This is a genomic window from Georgenia muralis (genome assembly GCF_003814705.1).
Taxonomy (GTDB): domain Bacteria; phylum Actinomycetota; class Actinomycetes; order Actinomycetales; family Actinomycetaceae; genus Georgenia; species Georgenia muralis.
This window is the reverse complement of sequence record NZ_RKRA01000001.1, coordinates 2,510,284-2,531,661: the sequence shown is the minus strand read 5'-3', so window position 1 is coordinate 2,531,661 and position 21,378 is coordinate 2,510,284. Positions and strand designations below refer to the sequence as shown.

The window sequence follows — 21,378 nt, the reverse complement described above, 5'->3', positions numbered from 1 at the left end:
TGAACGAAGGGAGTCGACCGTGGGATCAACCCGTCGCAGCTTTACCCCGGAGTACAAGGCCAACGCTGTTAGTTTGGTCCTGAATGATGGCCGAGCGATCGCCGAGGTGGCGCGGAGCATCGGCGTCCATGAGATGACATTGGGGAAATGGGTGAAGAAGGCCCGGGACGAGGGGAAAGAGCCCGAGCGTCCGTTGAACGAGGACGAGCGGGCCGAGCTCGAGCGCCTGCGCGAGGAGAACAAGCGGCTGCGCATGGAGGCGGAGTTCGCAAAAAAAGTGGCGACCTGGTTCGCGAAAGACCAGCGGTGAAGTTTGCTGCGATCGCGGACTGGGCTGACTCGAATGCGTTCCCGGTGTCGTTCATGTGCGACCAGCTCGGGGTGTCGACCTCGGGGTACTACAAGTGGCGCGGCAAGGCCCCCTCGGCCCGTGAGGTCGCCGACGCCGAGCTGATCGAGTTGATCAAGCACCACTACGACCACCTCAACGGCCGGCCGGGGGTGCGGCGCCTGCGCGCCCACCTGGCGGCCGCCGGCCACAAGGTCTCCCACAAGCGGGTCTGGCGGCTGATGCGCGCCGCGGGCCTGAAGGGCCGCCATCCCAAGGCCTGGAAGCGCACCACGGTGCCCGGCGAGAACCCCGTGGGCGCCCCGGACCTGATCGGCCGGGATTTCACCGCCGCCGAGCCGAACACCCGCTGGTGCGGGGACATCACCTACGTGCGCACCTGGGACGGGTGGGCCTACCTGGCCACCGTCATCGACTTGCACTCGCGCATGGTCATCGGCTGGGCCCTCGCGGACCACATGCGCACCGAGCTGGTCACCGATGCCCTGGAGATGGCCATCGCTCACCGCCGCCCACCCAAGGGGGTGATCTTTCACAGCGACCGCGGCACGCAATACACGTCCAAGGATTTCGACAAATTCTGCCGGCGTCACCATGTCCGCCGCTCGCTGGGCCGGACCGGTATCTGCTATGACAATGCCGTCGCGGAATCATTCTTCGCGACCTACAAGAAGGAACTTATCCACACCCGCCCCTGGCCGGCCATCACTGACCTGAAGAAGGCCACGTTCACCTGGATCGAGGAGTACTACAACCGCGCCCGACGCCACTCCACCCTCGGGTATTTGACACCAGCAGAGTATGAACTAGGATTACGACACATCAACGAACTCGCGGCGTAATTCCCCGAGTCCACTTTTTCGGGAACACTCCAGACCTGGACCTGTTGCGCCATGGCGGGATGGGCCGGGTCTTCGACGGGGTCCGGGCACCCTCGACGTTGGGCACGTTCCTGCGATCGTTCACCCACGGTCACGTCCAGCAGCTCGACAAGGTCAGCGGTGCGCTGCTGGCAGGGCTCGCTCGACAGGTTCCCGCCCTGGTGAACAGCGGCGCGAGGGCGCAGGGCATCGCGTTCGTCGATGTCGACGACACGATCCGGGAGGTCCACGGCTACGCCAAGCAGGCCGCGGCGTACGGCTACTCCGGGGTCCGGGGCCTGAACGTCCAGCTCGCCACTCTCTCCACGGAGGTGGCGGCGCCGGTGATCGTCCGGGCCCGGCTACGGCGCGGCAACGTCGCCTCGCACACCGGCGCCGGCCAGCTCCTCGCCCAGGCCCTGGGGACCGCCCGCGCCGCGGGCGTGAGCGGACCGGTGCTGTGCCGGGCGGACTCGGCGTACTACGGCCACGCCTTCGTCGCCACCGCCCTGCGCCACGGGGTGTGGTTCTCGGTGACCGTGCGGATGAACCCCCAGGCCAAGGCGGCCATCGCGGGCATCGGCGAGGACGCCTGGACCCCGATCAGGTACCCGCACGCGGTCTGGGACGAGGCCGAGCAGCGGTGGGTCTCCGACGCCGAGGTCGCCGAGGTCCCCTTCGTCGCGTTCACCTCCCGCCGCAAGGCCGAGCAGGTGACCTGCCGACTGATCGTGCGCCGCGTCCGACGGCTCCAGCCCCTGGCCGGTGACGGCAGCGAGCAGGGCGAGCTCTTCGCGACCTACCGCCACCACGCGTTCATCACCAACTCCGACCTGGACACCATCGAGGCCGACCAGCGTCACCGGGGGCACGCGATCGTCGAGCAGGTCATCGCCGAGCTCAAGGACGGGCCCCTGGCGCACCTGCCGTCCGGGAAGTACGCGGCGAACGCGGCCTGGGTGGCGATGGCGACGATCGCGTTCAACATCGCCCGCGCCGCCGCCGTCGCCGCCGACATGGCCACCGCCCGGTGGGCCACCCTGCGCCGGAAGATCATCAACGTCCCCGCCCGGATCGCCACCACCGGCCGCCGGCTGATCCTGCACCTGCCCGCCCGCTGGGCCTGGGCCGAGCACTGGACCACCCTCCACACCGCCGCGACCGGGCCACCACCAGCCACCACGACCTGACCACCCAGCCCCCACGGGCACGACCCAAGGAACCCAAGAGTGGAAGAGCCGGCACAGACCGGCGGCCCCACCACGCCCACAAACCCGCCATCCCCAGCACGCCGCCCGAACAACGACCACCCGGCAGAATCGGTGGATTCTCAATGACTTTGTCAAGCCGTTTGGGCCATCGGTTCTCGCGAGGGTGGGGCGAGTTCGAAGGGTCGGTTGTCGCGGAGCAGGGCCCATAGGACGTCGACGCGTCGGCGCGCCAAGGCGATGAGCGCTTGGACGTGCCCGTGGCCTTGTCCGCGCTTCTTGAGGTAGTAGTCGCGGTTGGGGCCCTCGCGCATCATGGCGGCTGAGGCGGAGAGGTAGAACACTCTGCGCAGCTTGCGCGAGTAGCGCATCGGCCGGTGCAGGTTCCCGGTGCGCCGGCCAGAGTCCCGCGGGACCGGGACAAGCCCGGCGGCCGAGGCGAGCCGTCCGGCGTTCGCATAGGCGGCAAGGTCCCCTGCGGCGGCTACCAGCTCGGCACCGAGGATCGGTCCCATGCCGGGCAGGGACTCGATGATCTCGGCCTGGGGGTGCGCGCGGAAGGTGGTGGTGATCCGGGCGTCGAGGTCGGAGATCCGCGCGCCGAGCGCCAGGAGCTGAGCGGCGAGGTCGGCCACGATGCTGGCCGCCACATCCTGCCCGGGCACGACGGTCTGCTGGGCCTTGGCCGCACCGAGCGCAGCTGCAGCGATCTGGTCGGCGCTGCGCACCTTCCGCTTGACCAGCCATGCCCGCAACCGCGACTCACCCGTCCGGCGGATCGCCTGCGGCGTCTGGTAGCCCGTCAGCAGGACCAACGCACCCCGGCTATGGGCGTAGTCGAAGGACCGCTCCAGCGCAGGGAAGTAGCCGCTGAGCACGTCGCGGAGCCGGTTGACCACGCGGACCCGGTCACCGACCAGGTCGGTGCGGTGGGTCACCAGTAGCCGCAGCTCGGTCACCAGCGCGGTGGCGACCTCGACGTCCTGTAGATCGCCGCGGTGTCGCAGGGTCTCGGCGATGACGTAGGCATCGCGGGCGTCGGTCTTGGCCTCACCGCGGTAGGCGCTGGCCATCTGGTTCACCGTGCGGCCGGGGACGTATCTCACCCGCTGACCGTGGGCTGCCAGCAGTGCCAGCAGCAGTCCCGACATGGTCCCGGTGACGTCTACTCCCCAGACGACCTCGTCGGCGTGGCCAAGGACGCCGGCGATCGCGTCGAGGATGGCGGCCTCGTCGTTGACCACCTTCGTCGACCAGACTGTGGTGCCGGCCTCGTCGATCAGGCAGATCCAGTGATGACCCTTACCGACGTCGACACCAGCCCACCCGGGCGCGATCCGTTGCTTCATCAACTCCTCCTTCGAGCACACGAGCGATTGCCATGGCCCGAAGGAACACCCCGCCGACAGATCCGTAAACAGCGACCAGGACGCGCATCTCAATCAGCAGTCAAGGCGCCCCAGGAGGAACCGGGCGGCCAATCCATCGGAGCCATCAACGGGCGATCAAGGCTCAGCCACACCCAGCCCTCCCGGGCCACCCAAGAACTTACGGATCAGGGCTGAGGTGCTCCTCGTCAGGGACGAGAACGCGTGGGAGGACTACCTCTGGTGGCAGGCCCAGGACCGGAAGGTGCTCAGACGGATCAACACGCTCCTGACCGACATTCAGCGCAACGGCAACGACGGCATTGGAAAGCCGGAAGCACTCAAGCACGACTTCGCCGGCTACTGGTCGCGACGCATCACCGACGAGCACCGTCTGGTCTACAAGATCCACGCCAACGAGATCCGCGTCGCGGCCTGTCGCTACCACTACGGATGACCTCCTCAGCGGCCGGCCCACGGAACCCCAGCCCTGGTAGCCGGAACTCCCCAGAAGCGCGTCCAACGCACTGACGAACGTCACTGAAATCGCGGGACCGCACTGCCGGTGCCTCGAACCGCGCGGACGGCGGCATGAGCGCGCACCGGCAACAGCCATTGACCCCACCCAGAGAGCAAGTTACCTTGGCGTTGTGCGGGATGAACCGATCATCGCCCGGTCCGCACTCAAGCACGGACTGGGAGAGGCCGACATCCTCCACGCCTACCGAAATCCTGTCCGGGTCTGGGACCTGGGTGACGGGTTCACCATGATCGTCGGCCCGAACCGGGCGGCGATCTTCTTGGAGGTCGGCTACGTCGACGGCGAGCAGACCGACGTCATCGTCCACGCGATGGTGGCCAGAGAGAAGTTCCTGAGGTGATGCACATGCCGCGCACAGTTGAAGAGATCTTGGCCCACGCCGACGAGCTGGCCGCACGGTTCGAGGCTTACGAACCGAACCCTGCTGATGAGCTGGACGCGGGCGCGGTTTCGATGCTGCGCGCCGCGGTCGCCGAGCGGTCGGAGGCCGAGCGTCACCTGCTCGAGGCGGTCCGTGCTGCCCGCGAGTCCGGTATGCCCTGGTCCGCGATCGGCTCTCTAGTTGGAACTACCGGTGAAGCTGCCCGGCAGCGCTACGGCAGCAAGGTCGCCTGACGCGCGCAGCGCGGCATGACCGGACGTTCGGCCGCCTGCTCTGGGTCGGCTGGGCAGACTGCGTTCATGCCTTCTAGATGTAGATGTTCGTCCGGTGGTACCGAGGGTGCGCTTGTCCACGAGGTGCTCCTGACGGGTTGACCTTTGCGGTGATGTTCAGGCCGGGGCGGGGCGACGGACCCAGTGAGGCGAGTCGGGTCGATCACGCCACTGGCGTGACCTCGCGCAGCCATCGGTCGAGGTCGGGGCCGTCGTCGGCGACTTCCTCGCCTCGCACGGCGAGCCACCGATCGTGGCGTCGGCCGCCAGCTCCGTGTACACCTCGGCGGCTCGTCCCAGCCCGCTCATTGCGTGGGTGGTGACGGGCAGCACGCGCTTGTCGTCCAGGGGGACGGACTCGACGAACGTGGACATGATCATCGGGGGCCGGACGTTCCAGATGGGGCTGGCGAGGATGTCGTATCCGCTGACGTCGGTCAGGGGCGAGGCGATGGCCGGCCGGGCGTCCTGGTCCTGCTCGCGGACGTTGCGCGCGACGGTGTCGTCGTAGTCGGTCGAGTACGGCTCGACCGCCTCGATCCGGTAGATGTCGCACTCGATGCGGTCGGCGATCATCGTGGCCAGGACCTCGGTGTTACCGACCTCGAGGTCCTTACGTTCGCCGTACCAGTAGTTCTCCCCGGGGCGGGAGAAGTACACCAGCAGCGTCCCGGTGCCTGAGGGTGTCGGGGTCATAGGGGTGGGTTTCTGGCTCTGGGTCGGGCCCTGTGCTGGGTCGGGGCTGGCGCATCCGGCCACGGCGAGCAGGGTCGCCCCGCCGCTGCCGGCCAGGACCGCGTGCAGGAACGTGCGTCTGCTGGGCGACGGGGCGGTCATGCGCCCGGCGCGGTCAGCGCGTCGGTACGGGACGCAGCTAGCGACGCCAGGAGGGCTAAACCGTCGGCGCCGGGTGTGTCGGGTGCGGCGCTGTAGGCGATGAACACCAGGCCGGGCGGGTGGACGAGTTCCATGACGTCGTACTCCAGGGCGAGGACGCCGACCTCGGGGTGGTGCAGGCGCTTGATCCCCGTGCGGTGCAGGCGGACGTCGTGGGTGGCCCACAGGGTGCGGAACGTCTCCGAGCGGGTCGACAGCTCACCGACCAGGTCGGACAGCGGCTTGTCGTAGGGGTTGTGCCCCGCGGCGCCGTGCAGCGCCGCGACGCAGTCGTGCGTGACCTGCTTCCAGTCGGGGTAGTAGTCGCGCGCCGAGGCGTCGAGGAAGGCATACCGGGCGCTGTTGGGTGCGGTGCCGGTGTGCTCGGCGAAGCGATAGACAGGGCTGAGCAGCTCACGCGCAAGGGCGTTATCGGCCACGATGTCCATGCGGGAGTCGCGGACGTAGGCCGGCACGGTGGTCATCGCGTCCAGGACCCGCTGCAGCGAAGCCTGGACGTGGTTGCGGGGCGCCGGGGTGCGGCGCCGGCGGGCGGGCTGGCTGGCGGCCTGGGCGAGGTTACGCAGGTGCAGGTGCTCGGCCTCGTCCAGCCGCAGCGCCGCCGCGATCGCGTCCAGGACCGCGTCGGAGGCGCCGGAGAGGTTCCCCCGCTCCAGGCGGGCGTAGTACTCCGAGGAGACACCCGCCAGGACGGCGACCTCGTCGCGTCGCAGCCCCGCTACCCGGCGTCGTCCGGTGCCGGCGGGGAGCCCGACGTCGGTCGGCCTCAGCCGCGCACGACGCGAGCTGAGGAAGTCGCGCACCTCATCACGTTGGTCCATACCCACGACGGTACGAGCGCCCGTGCCCGCTAGCCACGCACTGCCAGTGCACCCATAGCGAGGACGTTCCTCCTCTAGCTCACAGGTGGTGTGGTGAAGGCATGCGACTGCGCCGACCAGCGCTGAGCAACCCTCACGACCACACGAAGGACACGAACCCCATGCAGACAGTCACCCTGAACAACGGCGTCGAGATGCCGATCCTCGGCTTCGGCGTCTTCCAGGTCCCCGCCGAGGAGACCGAGCGCGTCGTGACCGACGCCCTGGCCGCCGGGTACCGCCACCTGGACACCGCCGCCGCCTACGGCAACGAGGAGGCCGTGGGCCGTGCCATCAAGGCCAGCGGCATCGCCCGCGAGGAGCTGTTCGTCACCACCAAGCTGTGGATCCACTCCGGTGGCGAGGAGGGCACCAAGCGTGCCTTCGACACCTCCCTGCAGCTGCTCGGGCTGGACCGCCTGGACCTGTACCTGATCCACCAGCCCTTCGGTGACGTCTACAGCTCCTGGCGGGCGATGCAGGACCTGCACCGCCAGGGCGCCATCCGGGCCATCGGAGTCTCGAACTTCCACCCCGACCGGCTCGTGGACCTCATCGACCACAACGAGATCACTCCGGCCGTGAACCAGATCGAGACCCACCCCTACCACCAGCGCGTGGCCGACCAGCAGGTCATGACCGACCGCGGCGTCCAGATCGAGTCCTGGGGCCCGCTCGCCGAGGGCAAGAACGGCATCTTCAACGACCCGGTCCTGACCGCCATCGGCCGGGCCCACGGCAAGTCGGTCGCCCAGGTCGCCCTGCGTTGGCTGATCCAGCGCGGTGTGGTCGTGATCCCCAAGTCGTCCCGACCGGAGCGCATGGCCGAGAACTTCGACGTCTTCGACTTCGAGCTCACCGACGAGGACACGGCACGCATCGCCACGCTGGACACCGGCGTCAGCGTCGCCTTCGACCACCGCGACCCCGTGATGGTCAGCGCCTTGAACAGCCGCCGGAGCAGCTGAACCCTGCGCGCCCAGCGCCGGGCGGCGCGTCTACCAGCGCACCGCCCGGCACGCCCCACCAACCTCGTCCCACCAGGAGGAACGATGATGATCACTCGCACCCTCGGCCGCACCGGCCTGGAGGTCTCCGCCCTCGGCCTCGGATGCATGGGCCTGAGCCACGGCTACGGCGCCGCGGTCGACCAGCAGGACGGCATCGCGCTCATCCGTGCCGCCGTCGACCAGGGCGTCACCTTCTTCGACACCGCCCAGGTGTACGGCCCCTTCACCAACGAAGAGCTCGTCGGCAAGGCCCTGGCACCCGTACGTGACGAGGTGGTCATCGCCACCAAGTTCGGCTTCTCCTTCGACGGCACGACATCCACCGGGCTCGACAGCCGCCCCGAGCACATCCGCGCCACCGTCGAGGAGTCCCTGCGCCGCCTGCGCACCGAGTCCATCGACCTGCTCTACCAGCACCGCGTCGACCCCGACGTCCCCATCGAGGACGTCGCCGGCACCGTGAAAGACCTGATCGCCGACGGCAAGGTCAAGCACTTCGGCCTCTCCGAGGCCGGCGTCTCCACCATCCGCCGCGCACACGCCGTCCAGACGGTTACCGCGCTGCAGAGCGAGTACTCCCTCTTCTGGCGCGAGCCGGAGGCCGAGATCCTGCCGACCCTGATCGAGCTGGGCATCGGCCTCGTGCCGTTCAGCCCGCTCGGCAAGGGCTTCCTCACCGGCGAGATCACCACCGCCACGACGTTCGACGACGGCGACCTGCGCAACACCCTGCCCCGCTTCACCGAGGACGCCCGCGCCACCAACCAGGCACTCGTCGACGTCGTCAAGGACATCGCCGCCCGCCGCGACGCCACCGCAGGTCAGGTCGCCCTGGCCTGGCTCCTCGCCCAACACCCGTCGATCGTGCCCATCCCAGGCACCACCAAGCAGCACCGCCTGACCGAGAACAACGGCGCCACCCAACTGAGACTGACCGCCGAGGACCTCACCGAACTCACCGACGCCTCGGACCGGGCAGACATCCAGGGCGCCCGCTACCCCGAGCACATGCAGCGGTGGATCGACCGCTAAGGCTTTCGCGCGAACACCCAGCCATCGGCACCACTGCGCCGACGGCGGCATGGGGGACGATTCCGCCTAGCCTGTCCCTCGTCCTCGCCCAAGGTCCGGTGGCTCCGGATGACCGGACCCAGCAGCACGGAGAGGGTGGCAGCACGTTCGAGCCGGGCCGAGTCCGGGGGACGCGTCGGTTCGATGGCGCGTCCCCCAAGCCGCATGTATCGGCGCGACCGCGCGCATGGCGGCATGTGCGGATGCCATGTTCGGCCGTGCAAGTGGCCCGGGCGACTACGGCTGCGGGGGCCGCCGAGCCCTCCGTAAAGATGAAGCACCTCGACTGGATCCGTTCGAAACACTGTAGGCGCGATCACGAGCTATGCAGTGGTGCCAGACGGAGACGATCGCGGAGGTCGCGCGTGCTTACCGCACTTACTGCGAGTTAGGGCAGGGGAGTCGGCAGGAACGTCTCGCCGCGGAAGACAACCTCACGACCAACCACCGGGGGCGGCTACTTGGCCACCTCTGCGCGGCCCCCTGCGGCGACCAACGCAGGGGCTCGACCTCCGTTGGTGGCGACGCCCGCTCTCCACCTACGCCAGGATCCCGCAAGGATCAGGGACTGGTCTGAGGGATCGAATCTTGACCGATGATTCCTGCCACCCTAGGGCGGATTTGCCGCTTTTCGCGCCAAATGTGTCGTTCTAGAGCGGTGACAGCAAACTGCCATGGCATCAATTCACGGCCGATTGCTGTCTGATGAATCATTTCGAACTGGCACTGTTGTCGCAGCGGGGCTCGCCAGACCGGAACGAACAATAGGAGCGTTGTGCGCAGACATAAGTCGATAGTCATCACTGCGACGGCAGGGACGCTTGCGCTGCTGCTAGTCGTGGGCGTAAGTGGAGCATACGCGTCAGGGGCTACGGGCGACGAGGGCTTAGCGCCCAAGACTGAAGTGATTGGGGGACGTGAGTATGGGTCCGAGGATGGTCTCGTCGTCGACGTGGAACAGTTCGCGATTGTTCCGGGCGGCGACCCGGTGGGCCGATATTTCGGCACGACGGTATCACCGGGGCAAATCACTCCAATGGTGCAGTGGGGGACCAGCTACGCCATAAGCACGGAGGTGGTGCAACTACGGTACGACGGGAAGGCAAGGGCCGCTGGCAACATTTACTCGGGCCTCCGCATCATCAATGTGTGCTTCTGGTACTCGCGCGGCGGCACCAACGTGAGCTCGGAGAAGTGTTCCAGCGCGCGGCTCAGTGGAACCACATGGTCCGCAGGTCCCGAAGTCACCCACAGCGTCTGGGACAGCTTGAACCCAGGTGCGGAGCAGACAGTCTTCAACATCAGGACGACCCGTATCGATCCGGGCGTCACATAGATGCAGGCTAGGACATGACAACGCCGAGCGAGTCCGCAACGAGGCCGCCTCCGGGAAGCCCCGCGGCCGCGCACCTCAACCCGGCAGTGGCGGTCGACCACCGGGCGGCACCGGCGCTCACCTATTGACATTCGATAGGTAAGTTCTGATGATTGATAGGTGAGCATCATCGCTGCGAGGCTGTTGAGGGGGGCGTTAGGCGCACTTCTTCTCGGTGCGCTGCTGACGCAAGTACTGGTGCCGATCGCCGCCACCGAGATCGGAGCGGAGTACCCAGAGGTCGCCTACCTTGTCATTCCCTACTCCGTAGCCGCCATCCTCGCGATCGCATGCATTCAGGCAGCGTTGTGTGCGGTGTGGCGGCTGCTAGGTCTAGTCACAGGAGGCGGAATATTTACTTCCCGTGCCCTCCGCTGGGTAGACGTCATCACGTGGTGCGCCATCGCAATCACGCTCTTAACAGCGGGCATCATGGTTCATTTAGTTGGTGTCGTCCAGGTCGGGGGACCTGGAGTCGTTCTCGTTATGGCCGCAAGCGTGACCAGTGGCACCGCGCTCGTACTGCTTATGCTCGTCGTGCGTGGCCTACTGAAGGTGTCCATCGAGTATCGAACTGAACTCGACGTTGTGATCTGATGCCCATCGTCGTCGAACTGGATGCTCTGCTTGCACGCCGGAAAATCTCGGTAGGCGATTTTGCTACCGCCGTGGGTATTACACCCGCCAACATCGCCGTACTCAAGAACGGTCGCGCGAAGGCAATACGATTCTCGACGCTAGATGCGATCTGTCGCGTGCTCGAGTGTCAGCCGGGTGAAATTCTTAAATGGATACCTGACCTGCAGGATTGATTTCGGGCTCATCGCAATCCAGGGTGTGGTCGGGGTCTGAATCCGCCGGTCTCGAGGATGAACCTGGCGATGTAGTTGGTGAGGTTTCGGAAGCCGAGGGCGGAGCCGCGGAGGTGCTCGAGTCGGCCGTTGATCGCCTCTGTGGGCCCGTTGGATGTGCCGGGCCGGTTCAAAGTAGGCCAGGACGTCGGCGGCGCGCTTCTTGAGCGTGCGGCTGAGTGATGCTCTCTGTCAGTGAGGCCGGGACCCCGTGTTGATCGAGGTGATCAACTTCTCCATCGCCTGGCGTCCGCGGGTTGGGTCTGGTTCGCGGTAAGCGGCGATCAGGTGGTCACCGTCTTCGACAGCCCGATCGAGACACCGACCGAGGCACTGGCCTTCGCAAAGACCACCGCGTAACAATTGACGATGACGCTTGACCATGGAGATCGCGGGGGCAATCGGACATCGGCAGATCCGTAGACATGACCATCTGGCCCGTACACCAGATGGGACACACCCAGTCAGACGAACCGGATCACCTGGTTGAGCCGGTCACGGACGGCGAAGAACTCCTCCTCGCCGATCCGCCGCCCCGTTCCGCCGCTGAGCAGGGCACCGAGTGCGCGGCGGCGCACGGCGTACACGGTGGCGTGTCGCCACCCGGCCCGGCGCAGCAGGATGACGTCCTCCGCCAGGGCATCGTCGGGGAGGACCACCACCAGGGCAGCGACCGCCACCCGCCACGACCGCACGATCCGGGCCCGCCGCTCGAAGGCGCGCACGGGCTCCTCCCCCGGCGGCAGGCCCGGGCTGACGAGCTCGCTGCCCCGCACGGTCACGGGCGCGCCCCAGTCCTCGGACTGCACGAGGAACAGACCGGTGGGGCCCAGAGCCACGTGGTCGATCTTGGGCGGGTCGGTGACCGGGGCCCCCGGGCGCAGCGTCCACTCCCCCGCCTCGGTGACGACGTCGTGCCACAGCACCCAGGACGCGCCGAGCGCACCAAGGGTGCGGGCCGTGCTCTCCTCGGCGAGGGCGTCGGCCAGGGCGTGGCGGATCTCCACCGGGGCGCGGGCGAGGAGGTCCTCGTCGTAGGGGTCCTCGAGCGCGGTGCCGCGCCCGGCCCACTCGCGCACCAGGGTGAGGAAGCGCTGGCGGGACGCGCCGCCCGGGTGACCGTAGGAGCGGGCCCGCGACGGTGCCCGGGCGCTGCCGCGCCGGGTCCCCGACGTCCACGTCCGGGTGCCCTCCTCGTCCCGGCCGCCCGGCCGGTGCGGTGCGCCGGCGGCCTCGCGGTCGTAGGCGGCCCGCGCGGCCGGGGTGCCGATCCGCTCCCAGGCCACCTGGACGGCGTGGAAGGCCACCGGGTCGCCGCCGAGGTCGGGGTGGGTCTTACGCTGACGCCGCCGGTAGGCGCGGCGCAGCTCCGCCGCGGACGCGCGGCGGTCGACACCGAGCACGGCGTAGGGCGAGTCAGGGCCGTCGGGCATCGGGTCTCTCACCGGCCGCCGAGGGCGCGCTCGGCCAGGCGGCGGGCCACGGCGACCGAGTCGACGAGGGGGTGGGCGGCCAGAGCCCGCCACGCCGTCGTCACCGACTCGGTGCGGGCGGCCTCGATCGTGAGCCGCTCGGCCGCCTTGACGGCCTGGAGCCGGGCGGTCATCACCGGGTCGAGGCCGGTGCGCGTCGGCAGTGGCCGCACCCCGGCGGCCGAGGCGAGGACGGGCACCTCGACCACGGCGTCCGTCGGCAGGCCCGGGACGACCGGCGTGCCGCCGCCCGCGTCGTTGGCGACGTCAAGGATCATCCGGTGCTCCTCGCCGCCCAGGAGCGCGGCCATGAGGTCGACGGCGACCTCGTGGTAGCCGCCACCGAGGTCCTCCGCGCCCCGCTGGCCCGCATCGGCACTCTCCCGCTCGGTGGCCATGTAGGTGGCCTCCCGCTCGGCGAGCGCCGCCCGCCACAGCGCGTGCGCCTCACCGGGTCGGGCGGAGGCGGCGGCGTAGAAGGTCTCCTGCTGCTCGGCGAGGTACTCCCCGCGGGTGTGCGGCGCGGCGGCGAGCGCGGCGACGGCCTCGCGGGCGAAGTCGTAGTAGTAGACGTACTCGTTGGGGATGGCGCGCAGCGCCCGCAACCAGTCCGCCCCCATGAGCCGGGCCTCCTCGATGCCGGCGAGCGCGGCGTCGTCGGCGAGCAGCCCGGGGAGCAGGTCGGTGCCGTCGCAGTGGAGGCCGCGCAGCCAGCCGAGGTGGTTCAGGCCCGCGTAGTCGACGGCCACCTCGCCGGTGTCGAACCCGCGCGGGTCGAGGCCCAGCGCACGCAGGGCGTTGCGCACCAGCGCGATGGGGGTGTCGCAGATCCCGACGACGCGGTCGCCGAGCCGGTCGCGCATCGCCTCGGTGACGATCGAGGCGGGGTTGGTGAACGTGATCGTCCAGGCCGCCGGGGCGTGCTCGGCGATCTGCTCGGCGAGCGCGTCCACCACGGGCACGGTCCGCAGCGCGTAGGCCAGGCCGCCCGGCCCGACCGTCTCCTGACCGAGCAGGCCCTCGGCCATGGCGTCGCGCTCGTCCCGGGTGCGCCCGGCGGTGCCACCGACCCGGACGGCCGCGAAGACGACGTCGGCGCCCGTCAGTGCCTCCTCGGGCTCGGTGGTCGCCCGGACCCGCGGGCCGCCGGACGGCCCGGCCTGGGCGAGGACGTCGGTCATCACCGCGAGCCGGCGCGGGTCGGTGTCGAGGAGGACGACGTCGCTGACGTCGACCCGGTCCCGGGCGGCGAGCAGGGCCTGGTGGACGAGGGGCACGCGGAACCCGCCCCCGCCGACGATCGTGAGCATCACGCCCGTCACGCTACCGGTGGCAGGATCGGGACCACCATGAGCACCGACCCCCGCACCCTCGACCTGCTCGTCACCGGCCAGGTCTTCGTCGACATCGTCTTCACCGGCCTGCCCGAGACCCCGCGCCCGGGCACCGAGGTGTGGGCGAGCGGCATGGGCTCCGCGCCCGGCGGCATCGCCAACCTCGCCGTCGCCGCGGCCCGGCTGGACCTGCGCACCGGCCTGGCCGCCGCGTTCGGCGACGACGCCTACGCGGACTGGCTGTGGACGGTCCTCGGGGAGCAGGAGGGCGTCGACCTCTCCGCCGCACGCCGCTACCGGCACTGGCACTCCTCCGTCACGGTCTCGGTCGCGCTCGACGGCGACCGGTCGATGATCACCCACGGCCACCCGGACCCCGAGCCCGCCGCGGTCCTGGCCGCGGCCGCCCCGCCCGCACGCGCCGTCGTCGTCGACGTCCTCGCCGCGGGCGAGCCGTGGTGGCGCCCGCGCGCCGACGCCGGCGCCCTGGTCGTTGCCGACGGCGGCTGGGACACCACGGGTCGGTGGGACCCCGCCCGGCTCGCCGCCGCGCTGGCGGGCTGCGCGGTCTTCACCCCCAACGCCGACGAGGCGATGGCGTGGACCCGCACCAGCTCCCCCGCCGCGGCGGCCCGGGCCCTGGCCGAGCACGTCCCGCTCGCGGTGGTCACCCTCGGCGCCGACGGCGCCCTCGCGGTCGACGCCGCCACCGGCGCCGAGGTCCGGGTGGAGCCGCTGTCGGTGGTGGCGGTGGACCCCACCGGCGCCGGGGACGTCTTCACCGCAGCCCTGGTCACGGCCACGCTGCAGGGCTGGGAGCTGGAGCAGCGCCTGCGGTTCGCGGTGCTGTGCTCGGCGCTCGCCGTCCAGCACTTCGGCGGCTCCCTCGCGGCGCCGGGGTGGGGCGACCTCGCCGACTGGTGGAGCGCCACGGTGGCGTCCGCCCGCACCGGCGACAGCACCGCCCGGGCCACGGCCGAGCACTACGCGTTCCTCGGCGAGGCCCTGCAGGGCCACCCGCTCGCCCGGGTGCGGCGGGCCGAGGCCACCCTCGCCCGGTTCTCCGACGCCCAGCCGGCCGAGGGCCCGGCCCCGACCCTGCGCGACCACTGACCGCTGCGACCACCGAGCCGCACTCCGCCCCGCCACCACCGAGGACACCATGGACACCACCCGCCTCCGCCTGCCCGGCCACGACGTCCTCGAGCACACCCTCACCGTGCCCCTGGACCACGCCACCCACGGCGGGGAGCGGATCGAGGTCTTCGCCCGCGAGATCGTGCGCGACGGTGGCGCCGACCGCCCGCACCTGCTCTACCTCCAGGGCGGCCCCGGCGGCCGGGCGGACCGGCCCGCCCGGATCACCGGCTGGGTCGACCGCGCTCTGGACGACTTCCGCGTCGTCCTGCTCGACCAGCGCGGCACCGGCCGCTCGACCCCCGCCGACGCCCTGACCGTCCCCGCCCGCGGCGACGCCGCCGCCCAGGCCGACTACCTCGCCCACTTCCGGGCCGACGCGATCGTCGCCGACGCCGAGGCCCTGCGCGCCGAGCTCACCGACGGTCGGCCGTGGTCGGCCCTGGGGCAGTCCTACGGCGGGTTCGTCCTGACGACCTACCTCTCCCGGGCCCCGCACGGCCTGCTCGAGGTGCTCGTCACCGGCGGCCTGCCCGGACTGACCGCCGGCGCCGAGGACGTCTACCGCCTCACCTACGCCCGCACCGCCGCGCGCAACGCCGAGTACTTCGCCCGCTACCCGGCGGACGAGCGGGCCCTACGCGACGTCGCGCGGCACCTGGGCGGCACCGAGGAGCGCCTGCCCACCGGCGAGGTGCTCTCCGCCCGTCGGCTGCGCCAGATCGGCATCCGGCTCGGCGCCGACCTCGGCTTCCACGCCCTCCACCACGTCCTCGAGGCGCCGTTCGTCTCGGTCGGCGGCACCCGCCGCCTCGCCCGCACCTTCCTCGCCGACACCGGCGCCCTGCTCAGCCACGCCACGAACCCCCTCTACGCGGTCCTGCACGAGCCGATCTACGCGCAGGGCTCGGCCACCCGCTGGGCCGCCCACCGCCTGCGCGAGGAGTGGGACGGCTTCGCCGAGGACGCCGACCCGGCCGACACGTCCCGGCCCTACCACCTCACCGGGGAGCACGTGTACCCCTGGCAGCTGCGGGAGGACCCGGCCCTCGCCCCGCTCGCGGACGCCGCCGACCTCCTCGCCGCCAAGGCCGACTTCCCCGCCCTGTACGACCCCGAGGTGCTGGCGACCAACGAGGTGCCCGTCGCCGCGGCCGTGTACGTGGACGACATGTTCGTCCCGCTCGAGCTCTCCCGCGCCACCGCCGCCGCGGTGCGGGGGGTGCGGCCGTGGGTGACGAACGAGTACCACCACGACGGCATCCGCTCCGACGGCGAACGGATCCTCGACCGGCTGCTCACCCTCGCCCGGCGGTGAGGGCGGCCGGGCGCCGAGGCGGGCGGCCCGGGGCGTGACCAGGGGCGCCGCCGCGCCGTGGAAGAATCGGGGACCATGAGCCAGACGCCCACCACCCGCGACGCCGAGACCCTCCCGCCCCCGTCGGCACCGGACAAGGTCAGCCTCGAGGGTCTCGAGGACCGGTGGAACGCCGCGTGGGAGCACGAGCAGACCTACGCCTTCGACCGCACCGCCACGCGCGAGCAGGTGTACTCCATCGACACCCCGCCGCCGACCGTCTCGGGCTCCCTGCACGTCGGGCACGTCTTCAGCTACACCCACACCGACGTCGTCGCCCGCTTCCAGCGCATGCGGGGCAAGTCCGTGTTCTACCCCATGGGCTGGGACGACAACGGCCTGCCCACGGAGCGGCGCGTCCAGAACTACTTCGGCGTCCGCTGCGACCCCTCCCTGCCCTACGACCCCGACCTCGTCCCCCCGCACGTGGGCGGGGAGGGCAAGAGCGTGCGGGCCGCCGACCAGGTGCCGGTGAGCCGGAAGAACTTCGTCGAGCTGTGCGAGCGCCTCACCGCCGAGGACGAGCAGCAGTTCGAGGCGCTGTGGCGCCACCTGGGCCTCAGCGTCGACTGGCGCCAGCACTACCAGACGATCGGCGCCGACGCCCGGCTCGTGGCCCAGGCCGCGTTCCTGCACAACCTCGAGCGCGGCGAGGCCTACCAGGCCGCCGCCCCGGGCCTGTGGGACGTCACCTTCCAGACCGCGGTCGCCCAGGCCGAACTCGAGGCGCGCGACTACCCGGGCTTCTTCCACAAGGTGGCGTTCCACCGCCCGGACGGCACCGAGGTCCACATCGAGACGACGCGGCCCGAGCTGCTGCCCGCCTGCGTGGCGCTGATCGCCCACCCCGACGACGAGCGGTACCAGCCGCTGTTCGGCACCACCGTCACCTCCCCCGTCTTCGGCGTCGAGCTGCCCGTCCTGGCGCACCCGGCCGCGGAGATGGACAAGGGCGCCGGCATCGCCATGTGCTGCACCTTCGGCGACCTCACCGACGTGCAGTGGTGGCGCGAGCTGGACCTGCCCACCCGCCCGGTCCTCGGGCGCGACGGCCGGATCCTGCGCGAGACCCCCGAGTGGATCACCGACCCCGCCGGGCAGGAGGCCTACGCCGAGATGGCGGGGAAGACCGCGTTCTCCGCCCGCACCGCCGTCGTCGACGCCCTGCGCGACTCCGGCGACCTCGACGGCGAGCCGGCCCCCACCCAGCGCAAGACCAACTTCTACGAGAAGGGCGACAAGCCCCTCGAGATCGTCACCTCGCGCCAGTGGTACATCCGCAACGGCGGGCGCCCCCACACCGACACCGACGGCACGGACCTGCGCGAGAACCTCCTCGCCCGCGGGCGGGAGCTGGACTTCCACCCCGACTTCATGCGCGTGCGCTACGAGAACTGGGTCGGTGGGCTCAACAGCGACTGGCTGGTCTCGCGGCAGCGGTTCTTCGGCGTCCCGATCCCCGTCTGGTACGCCGTGGGCGCCGACGGCGAGGTCGACCACGACCGGGTCCTGACCCCCGAGGCCGCCCAGCTCCCGGTCGACCCCAGCATCGACGTCCCCCCGGGCTACACCGAGGACCAGCGCGGCTCGGTCGGCGGGTTCGTCGGCGAGGTCGACATCATGGACACCTGGGCGACGTCCTCCCTCACCCCGCAGATCGCCGGCGGGTGGCTGCGCGACGAGGACCTCTTCGCCCGCGTCTACCCCATGGACCTGCGCCCCCAGGGCCAGGACATCATCCGCACCTGGCTGTTCTCCACCGTGGTGCGCGCCCACCTGGAGTTCGGGGCGCTGCCGTGGCGGCACGCCGCGATCTCGGGGTGGATCCTCGACCCCGACCGCAAGAAGATGTCCAAGTCGAAGGGCAACGTCGTCACCCCCATGGGCCTGCTCGAGGAGCACGGCTCCGACGCCGTGCGCTACTGGGCCGCCTCGGCCCGGCTGGGTACCGATGCCGCCTTCGAGGTCGGCCAGATGAAGATCGGCCGCCGCCTGGCGATCAAGGTCCTCAACGCCAGCAAGTTCGCGCTCACCATGGCCGGGGACGACCCGCTCGTCCTCGACCCGGCGGCCGTGACTGCGCCCATCGACAAGGCGATGCTCGCCGGGCTGGCCGACGTCGTCGAGACGGCCACCACGGCTCTCGAGGCCTACGACCACACCCGGGCGCTGGAGGTCTCCGAGACCTACTTCTGGACCTTCTGCGACGACTACCTCGAGCTGGTCAAGGACCGCGCCTACAACCGTGACGGCGTCCTGCCCGCCGCCGACGCCGCCTCCGCCCGCTCGGCCCTGGCGATCGCGGTGGACACGTTCCTGCGCCTGTTCGCCCCGGTGCTGCCCTTCGCCACCGAGGAGGTGTGGCGCTGGTACCGGCCCGGCTCGGTCCACCGCGCCGCCTGGCCGGACGCCGGCCCGTTGCGCGCCGCGGCGGCCGACGGCGACCCCGCGCTCATCGCCGCCACCGGGCAGGCCCTCGCGGCCCTGCGCAAGGTCAAGTCCGAGGCGAAGGTCTCCCAGCGCACCACGTTCGCCCGGGTCCGCCTGGCCCTGCCCGCCGCCCAGGTGGACGCCGTCCAGCAGGCCCTGACGGACCTGCGGGCCGCCGGGCGGGTGCGCGGGGACCTGGAGATCCTCGGCTCCGGCGACGGCGAGGCGGTCGTGACCGAGCACGAGCTCGACGAGCCGGAGCAGCGCCGCTGACCGCGCCGGCAGCGCCACGACCGCTCGACCGATACGACCCGCAGGAGACCCGCAGCACGTGATCACGCAGACAGCCACACCCGGCTCCGGCCTGTCCACCCCGGAGATGTCGATCCCCAAGATCCTGCGCGACCGCCTGGCCGCGACGCCCGAGAGCACGATCTTCGAGCGCCAGAGCGCCCTCGGCTCGGAGTTCGTGCCCGTCACCACCCGGGTGTTCGCCGACGAGGTGCGCGCCGTCGCCAAGGGCCTGGTCGCGCTCGGTGTCGAGCCGGGCGACCGCGTGGCCATCATGAGCCGGACGAGCTACGAGTGGTCCGTGCTCGACTTCGCCGCCTGGTCGGCCGGCGCCGTCCCGGTACCGATCTACGAGACGTCCTCGGCGAGCCAGGTGGAGTGGATCGTCTCCGACGCCGGCGTGCGGCTGGTCTTCACCGAGACCCGGGCGCAGGCGGCGCTCGTGCCGGCGGGGCCCGAGGTCCGCGTCATCGACGACTTCGCGCTGAGCCAGGTGGCCGCCGCCGGCGCCGACGTCCCCGACGAGGAGGTCGTCCGGCGCACCGAGGCCACCGACGGCGCGGCCCTCGCCACGATCATCTACACCTCCGGCACCACCGGGCGCCCCAAGGGCGTCGAGCTCACCCACGGCAACCTCGTCGCGCTCGTCGTCGACGGCGCCCGTGACCCCGACCTGAGCAAGGTGGTGACGGGCGCAGACAAGCGCACGCTGGTCTTCATGCCGCTGGCGCACGTCTTCGCCCGGTTCGTCCAGGTGCTCTGCGTGTACTCCGGCGCCGTCATGGCCCACGTGCCCGACGCCAAGAACCTCGTGGCCGACCTGGGCGCCTTCCGTCCCACCTTCCTCCTCGCCGTCCCGCGCGTGTTCGAGAAGGTCTACAACTCCGCCGACGCCCGGGCCGGCTCGGGCGCCAAGCAGCGCATCTTCCGGTGGGGCGCGAAGGTCGCCATCGAGTACTCGAGGGCGCTGGACACCGACGCCGGGCCCTCGCCGGCGCTGCGGGCCCAGCACGCGGCGGCCGGACGGCTCGTCCACGGCAAGATCCGGGCCGCGATGGGCGGCGACCTCGTCTACGCCGTCTCCGGCGGCGCGCCGCTCGGCGAGCGCCTCGGCCACTTCTACCGCGGCATCGGGGTGGTCGTCCTCGAGGGCTACGGCATGACCGAGACCGGGGCCCCCACTGCGGTCAACCGGCCGGGCCAGGTCAAGATCGGGACGGTGGGTCCGGCCTACCCGGGCACCACGCTCGCCGTCGACGACGACGGGCAGGTCATGGTCAAGGGTCCGCACGTCTTCCGCGGCTACCACGGGGACACCGGCGCCACCGCGGCCGCGTTCCGGGACGGCTGGTTCCTCACCGGCGACCTGGGCGCGATCGACGACGACGGCTTCCTCACCATCACCGGTCGGCAGAAGGAGATCATCGTCACCGCCGGCGGCAAGAACGTCGCCCCGGCCGTCCTCGAGGACCGCCTCCGCGGCCACCCGCTCGTCTCCCAGGTGGTCGTCGTCGGCGACGCCCGGCCCTTCATCGGCGCGCTGGTCACCCTCGACGCGGACCTGCTGCCCGGCTGGCTGGCCAACCACGGACTGCCCGCGCTGAGCGTGGAGGAGGCGGCGACCCACCCCGACGTCCTCGCGGCGCTGGACCGGGCCGTGACCCGGGCGAATGAGGCGGTCTCCCGCGCGGAGTCCATCCGCAAGATCCGCGTCCTCACCACGGACTTCACCGAGGCCAACGGCTACCTCACGCCGTCGATGAAGGTCCGCCGGGGCGAGGTCGCCCGCGACTTCGCCGCCGAGATCGACGCGCTGTACTGACGCCCGGGCGGTCAGGGTTACGGGCGGCCAGGGTTACGGGCGGCTCAGGCGCCCGACCTGCTCAGGCGCCGGGGCCAACGCTGCCCGGCACGGCTCCGGCGACGTCACCGCCGGTGGCGATCGTGTCGGCGATGACCGTGTGGTGGCGGATGACCTCCTCGACGATGAACGCGAGGAACTTCTCGGCGAACACCGGGTCGAGGCCGGCCTCCTCCGCGAGCGCCCGCAGGCGGGCGACCTGACGCTGCTCGCGGGCCGGGTCCGACGGCGGCAGGCTCAGCCTGGCCTTGAGCACCCCGACCTGCTGGGTGCACCGGAACCGCTCGGCGAGCAGGTGCACGAGGGCGGCGTCGATGTTGTCGATCGTGCCGCGGGCGGCCCGCAGCTCGGCCGGCACCTCGTCGGGCTCGGGGCTGGCGTGGATCCCGGGTCGCGTCATGGTGGCGATCCTACGGGCGGCTTCCCGGCGGTGCCGGGCCGCCCGGTCAGCGG

Annotated in this window: 20 protein-coding genes and 2 pseudogenes; 15 read left to right on the top strand and 7 right to left on the bottom strand. The window is 70.9% G+C overall.

The window, feature by feature from the left end; all coding sequences use genetic code 11:
- Window positions 1–19: 19 nt before the first annotated feature.
- From EDD32_RS19170 to EDD32_RS11370, 3 genes and pseudogenes are all read left to right on the top strand, one after another.
- Window positions 20–310 (top strand): transposase, encoded by a 291-nt coding sequence (locus EDD32_RS19170; RefSeq protein WP_123914217.1) that lies wholly within the window; start codon window positions 20–22, stop codon window positions 308–310.
- A complete protein-coding gene (locus tag EDD32_RS11375; protein ID WP_211338698.1) occupies window positions 307–1,191 on the top strand; it encodes an IS3 family transposase in 885 nt (294 codons plus the stop codon). The genes EDD32_RS19170 and EDD32_RS11375 overlap by 4 nt, the downstream gene beginning before the upstream one ends.
- A gap of 32 nt (window positions 1,192–1,223) precedes the next feature.
- Window positions 1,224–2,399, top strand: a pseudogene (locus EDD32_RS11370) (IS1380 family transposase); the annotation flags it as partial.
- Between the two features lie 152 nt (window positions 2,400–2,551).
- Here the strand turns inward: EDD32_RS11370 and EDD32_RS11365 are convergent.
- On the bottom strand, window positions 2,552–3,766 hold the full coding sequence (locus tag EDD32_RS11365) for an IS110 family RNA-guided transposase (RefSeq protein WP_123914369.1): 1,215 nt from the start codon (window positions 3,764–3,766) through the stop codon (window positions 2,552–2,554).
- A 217-nt stretch (window positions 3,767–3,983) separates the two neighbouring features.
- On the opposite strand from EDD32_RS11365, the gene EDD32_RS11360 reads away from it, so the two are divergent.
- From EDD32_RS11360 to EDD32_RS11350, 3 genes are all read left to right on the top strand, one after another.
- A complete protein-coding gene (locus EDD32_RS11360; RefSeq protein ID WP_123917569.1) occupies window positions 3,984–4,241 on the top strand; it encodes a Txe/YoeB family addiction module toxin in 258 nt (85 codons plus the stop codon).
- Between the two features lie 193 nt (window positions 4,242–4,434).
- The gene (locus tag EDD32_RS11355; protein ID WP_123917567.1) at window positions 4,435–4,665 is read left to right on the top strand and encodes a hypothetical protein; all 231 of its coding nucleotides are present in this window, start codon (window positions 4,435–4,437) and stop codon (window positions 4,663–4,665) included.
- Between the two features lie 5 nt (window positions 4,666–4,670).
- Complete coding sequence (locus tag EDD32_RS11350) at window positions 4,671–4,940, top strand: hypothetical protein (RefSeq protein WP_246006097.1); 270 nt, start codon at window positions 4,671–4,673, stop codon at window positions 4,938–4,940.
- 156 nt (window positions 4,941–5,096) lie between these two features.
- On the opposite strand, the gene EDD32_RS11345 is transcribed toward EDD32_RS11350, so the two are convergent.
- Together EDD32_RS11345 and EDD32_RS11340 are read right to left on the bottom strand one after the other, a co-directional pair.
- Window positions 5,097–5,675, bottom strand: a complete 579-nt coding sequence (locus EDD32_RS11345) for a flavodoxin (protein ID WP_246006096.1) — start codon at window positions 5,673–5,675, stop codon at window positions 5,097–5,099.
- Between the two features lie 137 nt (window positions 5,676–5,812).
- Complete coding sequence (locus EDD32_RS11340; protein ID WP_123917563.1) at window positions 5,813–6,697, bottom strand: helix-turn-helix transcriptional regulator; 885 nt, start codon at window positions 6,695–6,697, stop codon at window positions 5,813–5,815.
- 161 nt (window positions 6,698–6,858) lie between these two features.
- Here EDD32_RS11340 and EDD32_RS11335 point away from each other — a divergent pair, with 161 nt between their 5' ends.
- The 5 genes from EDD32_RS11335 (at window position 6,859) to EDD32_RS11315 (ending at window position 11,004) form a co-directional block, all read left to right on the top strand.
- The gene (locus EDD32_RS11335; protein WP_123917561.1) at window positions 6,859–7,704 is read left to right on the top strand and encodes an aldo/keto reductase; all 846 of its coding nucleotides are present in this window, start codon (window positions 6,859–6,861) and stop codon (window positions 7,702–7,704) included.
- 87 nt (window positions 7,705–7,791) lie between these two features.
- Window positions 7,792–8,778: an aldo/keto reductase gene (locus tag EDD32_RS11330; RefSeq protein WP_123920493.1), complete on the top strand. Its 987-nt coding sequence runs from the start codon at window positions 7,792–7,794 to the stop codon at window positions 8,776–8,778.
- A 991-nt stretch (window positions 8,779–9,769) separates the two neighbouring features.
- Entirely contained in the window at window positions 9,770–10,153 is a 384-nt protein-coding gene (locus EDD32_RS11325; RefSeq protein ID WP_123917559.1) for a hypothetical protein, read from the top strand.
- A 159-nt stretch (window positions 10,154–10,312) separates the two neighbouring features.
- Window positions 10,313–10,789, top strand: coding sequence for a DUF2975 domain-containing protein (locus EDD32_RS11320; protein ID WP_123917557.1), 477 nt, complete (start codon window positions 10,313–10,315; stop codon window positions 10,787–10,789).
- On the top strand, window positions 10,789–11,004 hold the full coding sequence (locus EDD32_RS11315) for a helix-turn-helix domain-containing protein (protein ID WP_123917555.1): 216 nt from the start codon (window positions 10,789–10,791) through the stop codon (window positions 11,002–11,004). The genes EDD32_RS11320 and EDD32_RS11315 overlap by 1 nt, the downstream gene beginning before the upstream one ends.
- A gap of 8 nt (window positions 11,005–11,012) precedes the next feature.
- Here the strand turns inward: EDD32_RS11315 and EDD32_RS11310 are convergent.
- The 3 genes and pseudogenes from EDD32_RS11310 to EDD32_RS11300 form a co-directional block, all read right to left on the bottom strand.
- Window positions 11,013–11,331: pseudogene (locus EDD32_RS11310) on the bottom strand (transposase); the annotation flags it as partial.
- A 176-nt stretch (window positions 11,332–11,507) separates the two neighbouring features.
- Window positions 11,508–12,476 (bottom strand): J domain-containing protein, encoded by a 969-nt coding sequence (locus tag EDD32_RS11305; RefSeq protein ID WP_123917553.1) that lies wholly within the window; start codon window positions 12,474–12,476, stop codon window positions 11,508–11,510.
- A gap of 8 nt (window positions 12,477–12,484) precedes the next feature.
- Window positions 12,485–13,828, bottom strand: coding sequence for a family 4 glycosyl hydrolase (locus EDD32_RS11300; protein WP_123917551.1), 1,344 nt, complete (start codon window positions 13,826–13,828; stop codon window positions 12,485–12,487).
- Between the two features lie 36 nt (window positions 13,829–13,864).
- Here EDD32_RS11300 and EDD32_RS11295 point away from each other — a divergent pair, with 36 nt between their 5' ends.
- The 4 genes from EDD32_RS11295 (at window position 13,865) to EDD32_RS11280 (ending at window position 20,886) form a co-directional block, all read left to right on the top strand.
- On the top strand, window positions 13,865–14,962 hold the full coding sequence (locus tag EDD32_RS11295) for a PfkB family carbohydrate kinase (RefSeq protein WP_123917549.1): 1,098 nt from the start codon (window positions 13,865–13,867) through the stop codon (window positions 14,960–14,962).
- A 49-nt stretch (window positions 14,963–15,011) separates the two neighbouring features.
- On the top strand, window positions 15,012–16,304 hold the full coding sequence (locus tag EDD32_RS11290; protein WP_123917547.1) for an alpha/beta fold hydrolase: 1,293 nt from the start codon (window positions 15,012–15,014) through the stop codon (window positions 16,302–16,304).
- 75 nt (window positions 16,305–16,379) lie between these two features.
- Window positions 16,380–19,046, top strand: a complete 2,667-nt coding sequence (gene valS / locus EDD32_RS11285) for a valine--tRNA ligase (protein WP_123917545.1) — start codon at window positions 16,380–16,382, stop codon at window positions 19,044–19,046.
- 61 nt (window positions 19,047–19,107) lie between these two features.
- Window positions 19,108–20,886, top strand: coding sequence for an AMP-dependent synthetase/ligase (locus EDD32_RS11280; protein ID WP_425459500.1), 1,779 nt, complete (start codon window positions 19,108–19,110; stop codon window positions 20,884–20,886).
- Between the two features lie 61 nt (window positions 20,887–20,947).
- Here the strand turns inward: EDD32_RS11280 and EDD32_RS11275 are convergent, their stop codons facing one another.
- Window positions 20,948–21,325, bottom strand: a complete 378-nt coding sequence (locus tag EDD32_RS11275) for a chorismate mutase (RefSeq protein ID WP_123917543.1) — start codon at window positions 21,323–21,325, stop codon at window positions 20,948–20,950.
- Window positions 21,326–21,378: the final 53 nt, after the last annotated feature.

Bases quoted from the DNA above. Each gene is read 5' to 3' on its own strand.
- EDD32_RS11365 (WP_123914369.1), bottom strand. From the start codon at position 3,766: ATGAAGCAACGGATCGCGCCCGGGTGGGCTGGTGTCGACGTCGGTAAG.
- EDD32_RS11350 (WP_246006097.1), top strand. From the start codon at position 4,671: ATGCCGCGCACAGTTGAAGAGATCTTGGCCCACGCCGACGAGCTGGCC.
- EDD32_RS11345 (WP_246006096.1), bottom strand. From the start codon at position 5,675: ATGACCCCGACACCCTCAGGCACCGGGACGCTGCTGGTGTACTTCTCC.
- EDD32_RS11340 (WP_123917563.1), bottom strand. From the start codon at position 6,697: ATGGACCAACGTGATGAGGTGCGCGACTTCCTCAGCTCGCGTCGTGCG.
- EDD32_RS11335 (WP_123917561.1), top strand. From the start codon at position 6,859: ATGCAGACAGTCACCCTGAACAACGGCGTCGAGATGCCGATCCTCGGC.
- EDD32_RS11330 (WP_123920493.1), top strand. From the start codon at position 7,792: ATGATCACTCGCACCCTCGGCCGCACCGGCCTGGAGGTCTCCGCCCTC.
- EDD32_RS11315 (WP_123917555.1), top strand. From the start codon at position 10,789: ATGCCCATCGTCGTCGAACTGGATGCTCTGCTTGCACGCCGGAAAATC.
- EDD32_RS11305 (WP_123917553.1), bottom strand. From the start codon at position 12,476: ATGCCCGACGGCCCTGACTCGCCCTACGCCGTGCTCGGTGTCGACCGC.
- EDD32_RS11295 (WP_123917549.1), top strand. From the start codon at position 13,865: ATGAGCACCGACCCCCGCACCCTCGACCTGCTCGTCACCGGCCAGGTC.
- EDD32_RS11290 (WP_123917547.1), top strand. From the start codon at position 15,012: ATGGACACCACCCGCCTCCGCCTGCCCGGCCACGACGTCCTCGAGCAC.
- valS (WP_123917545.1), top strand. From the start codon at position 16,380: ATGAGCCAGACGCCCACCACCCGCGACGCCGAGACCCTCCCGCCCCCG.
- EDD32_RS11275 (WP_123917543.1), bottom strand. From the start codon at position 21,325: ATGACGCGACCCGGGATCCACGCCAGCCCCGAGCCCGACGAGGTGCCG.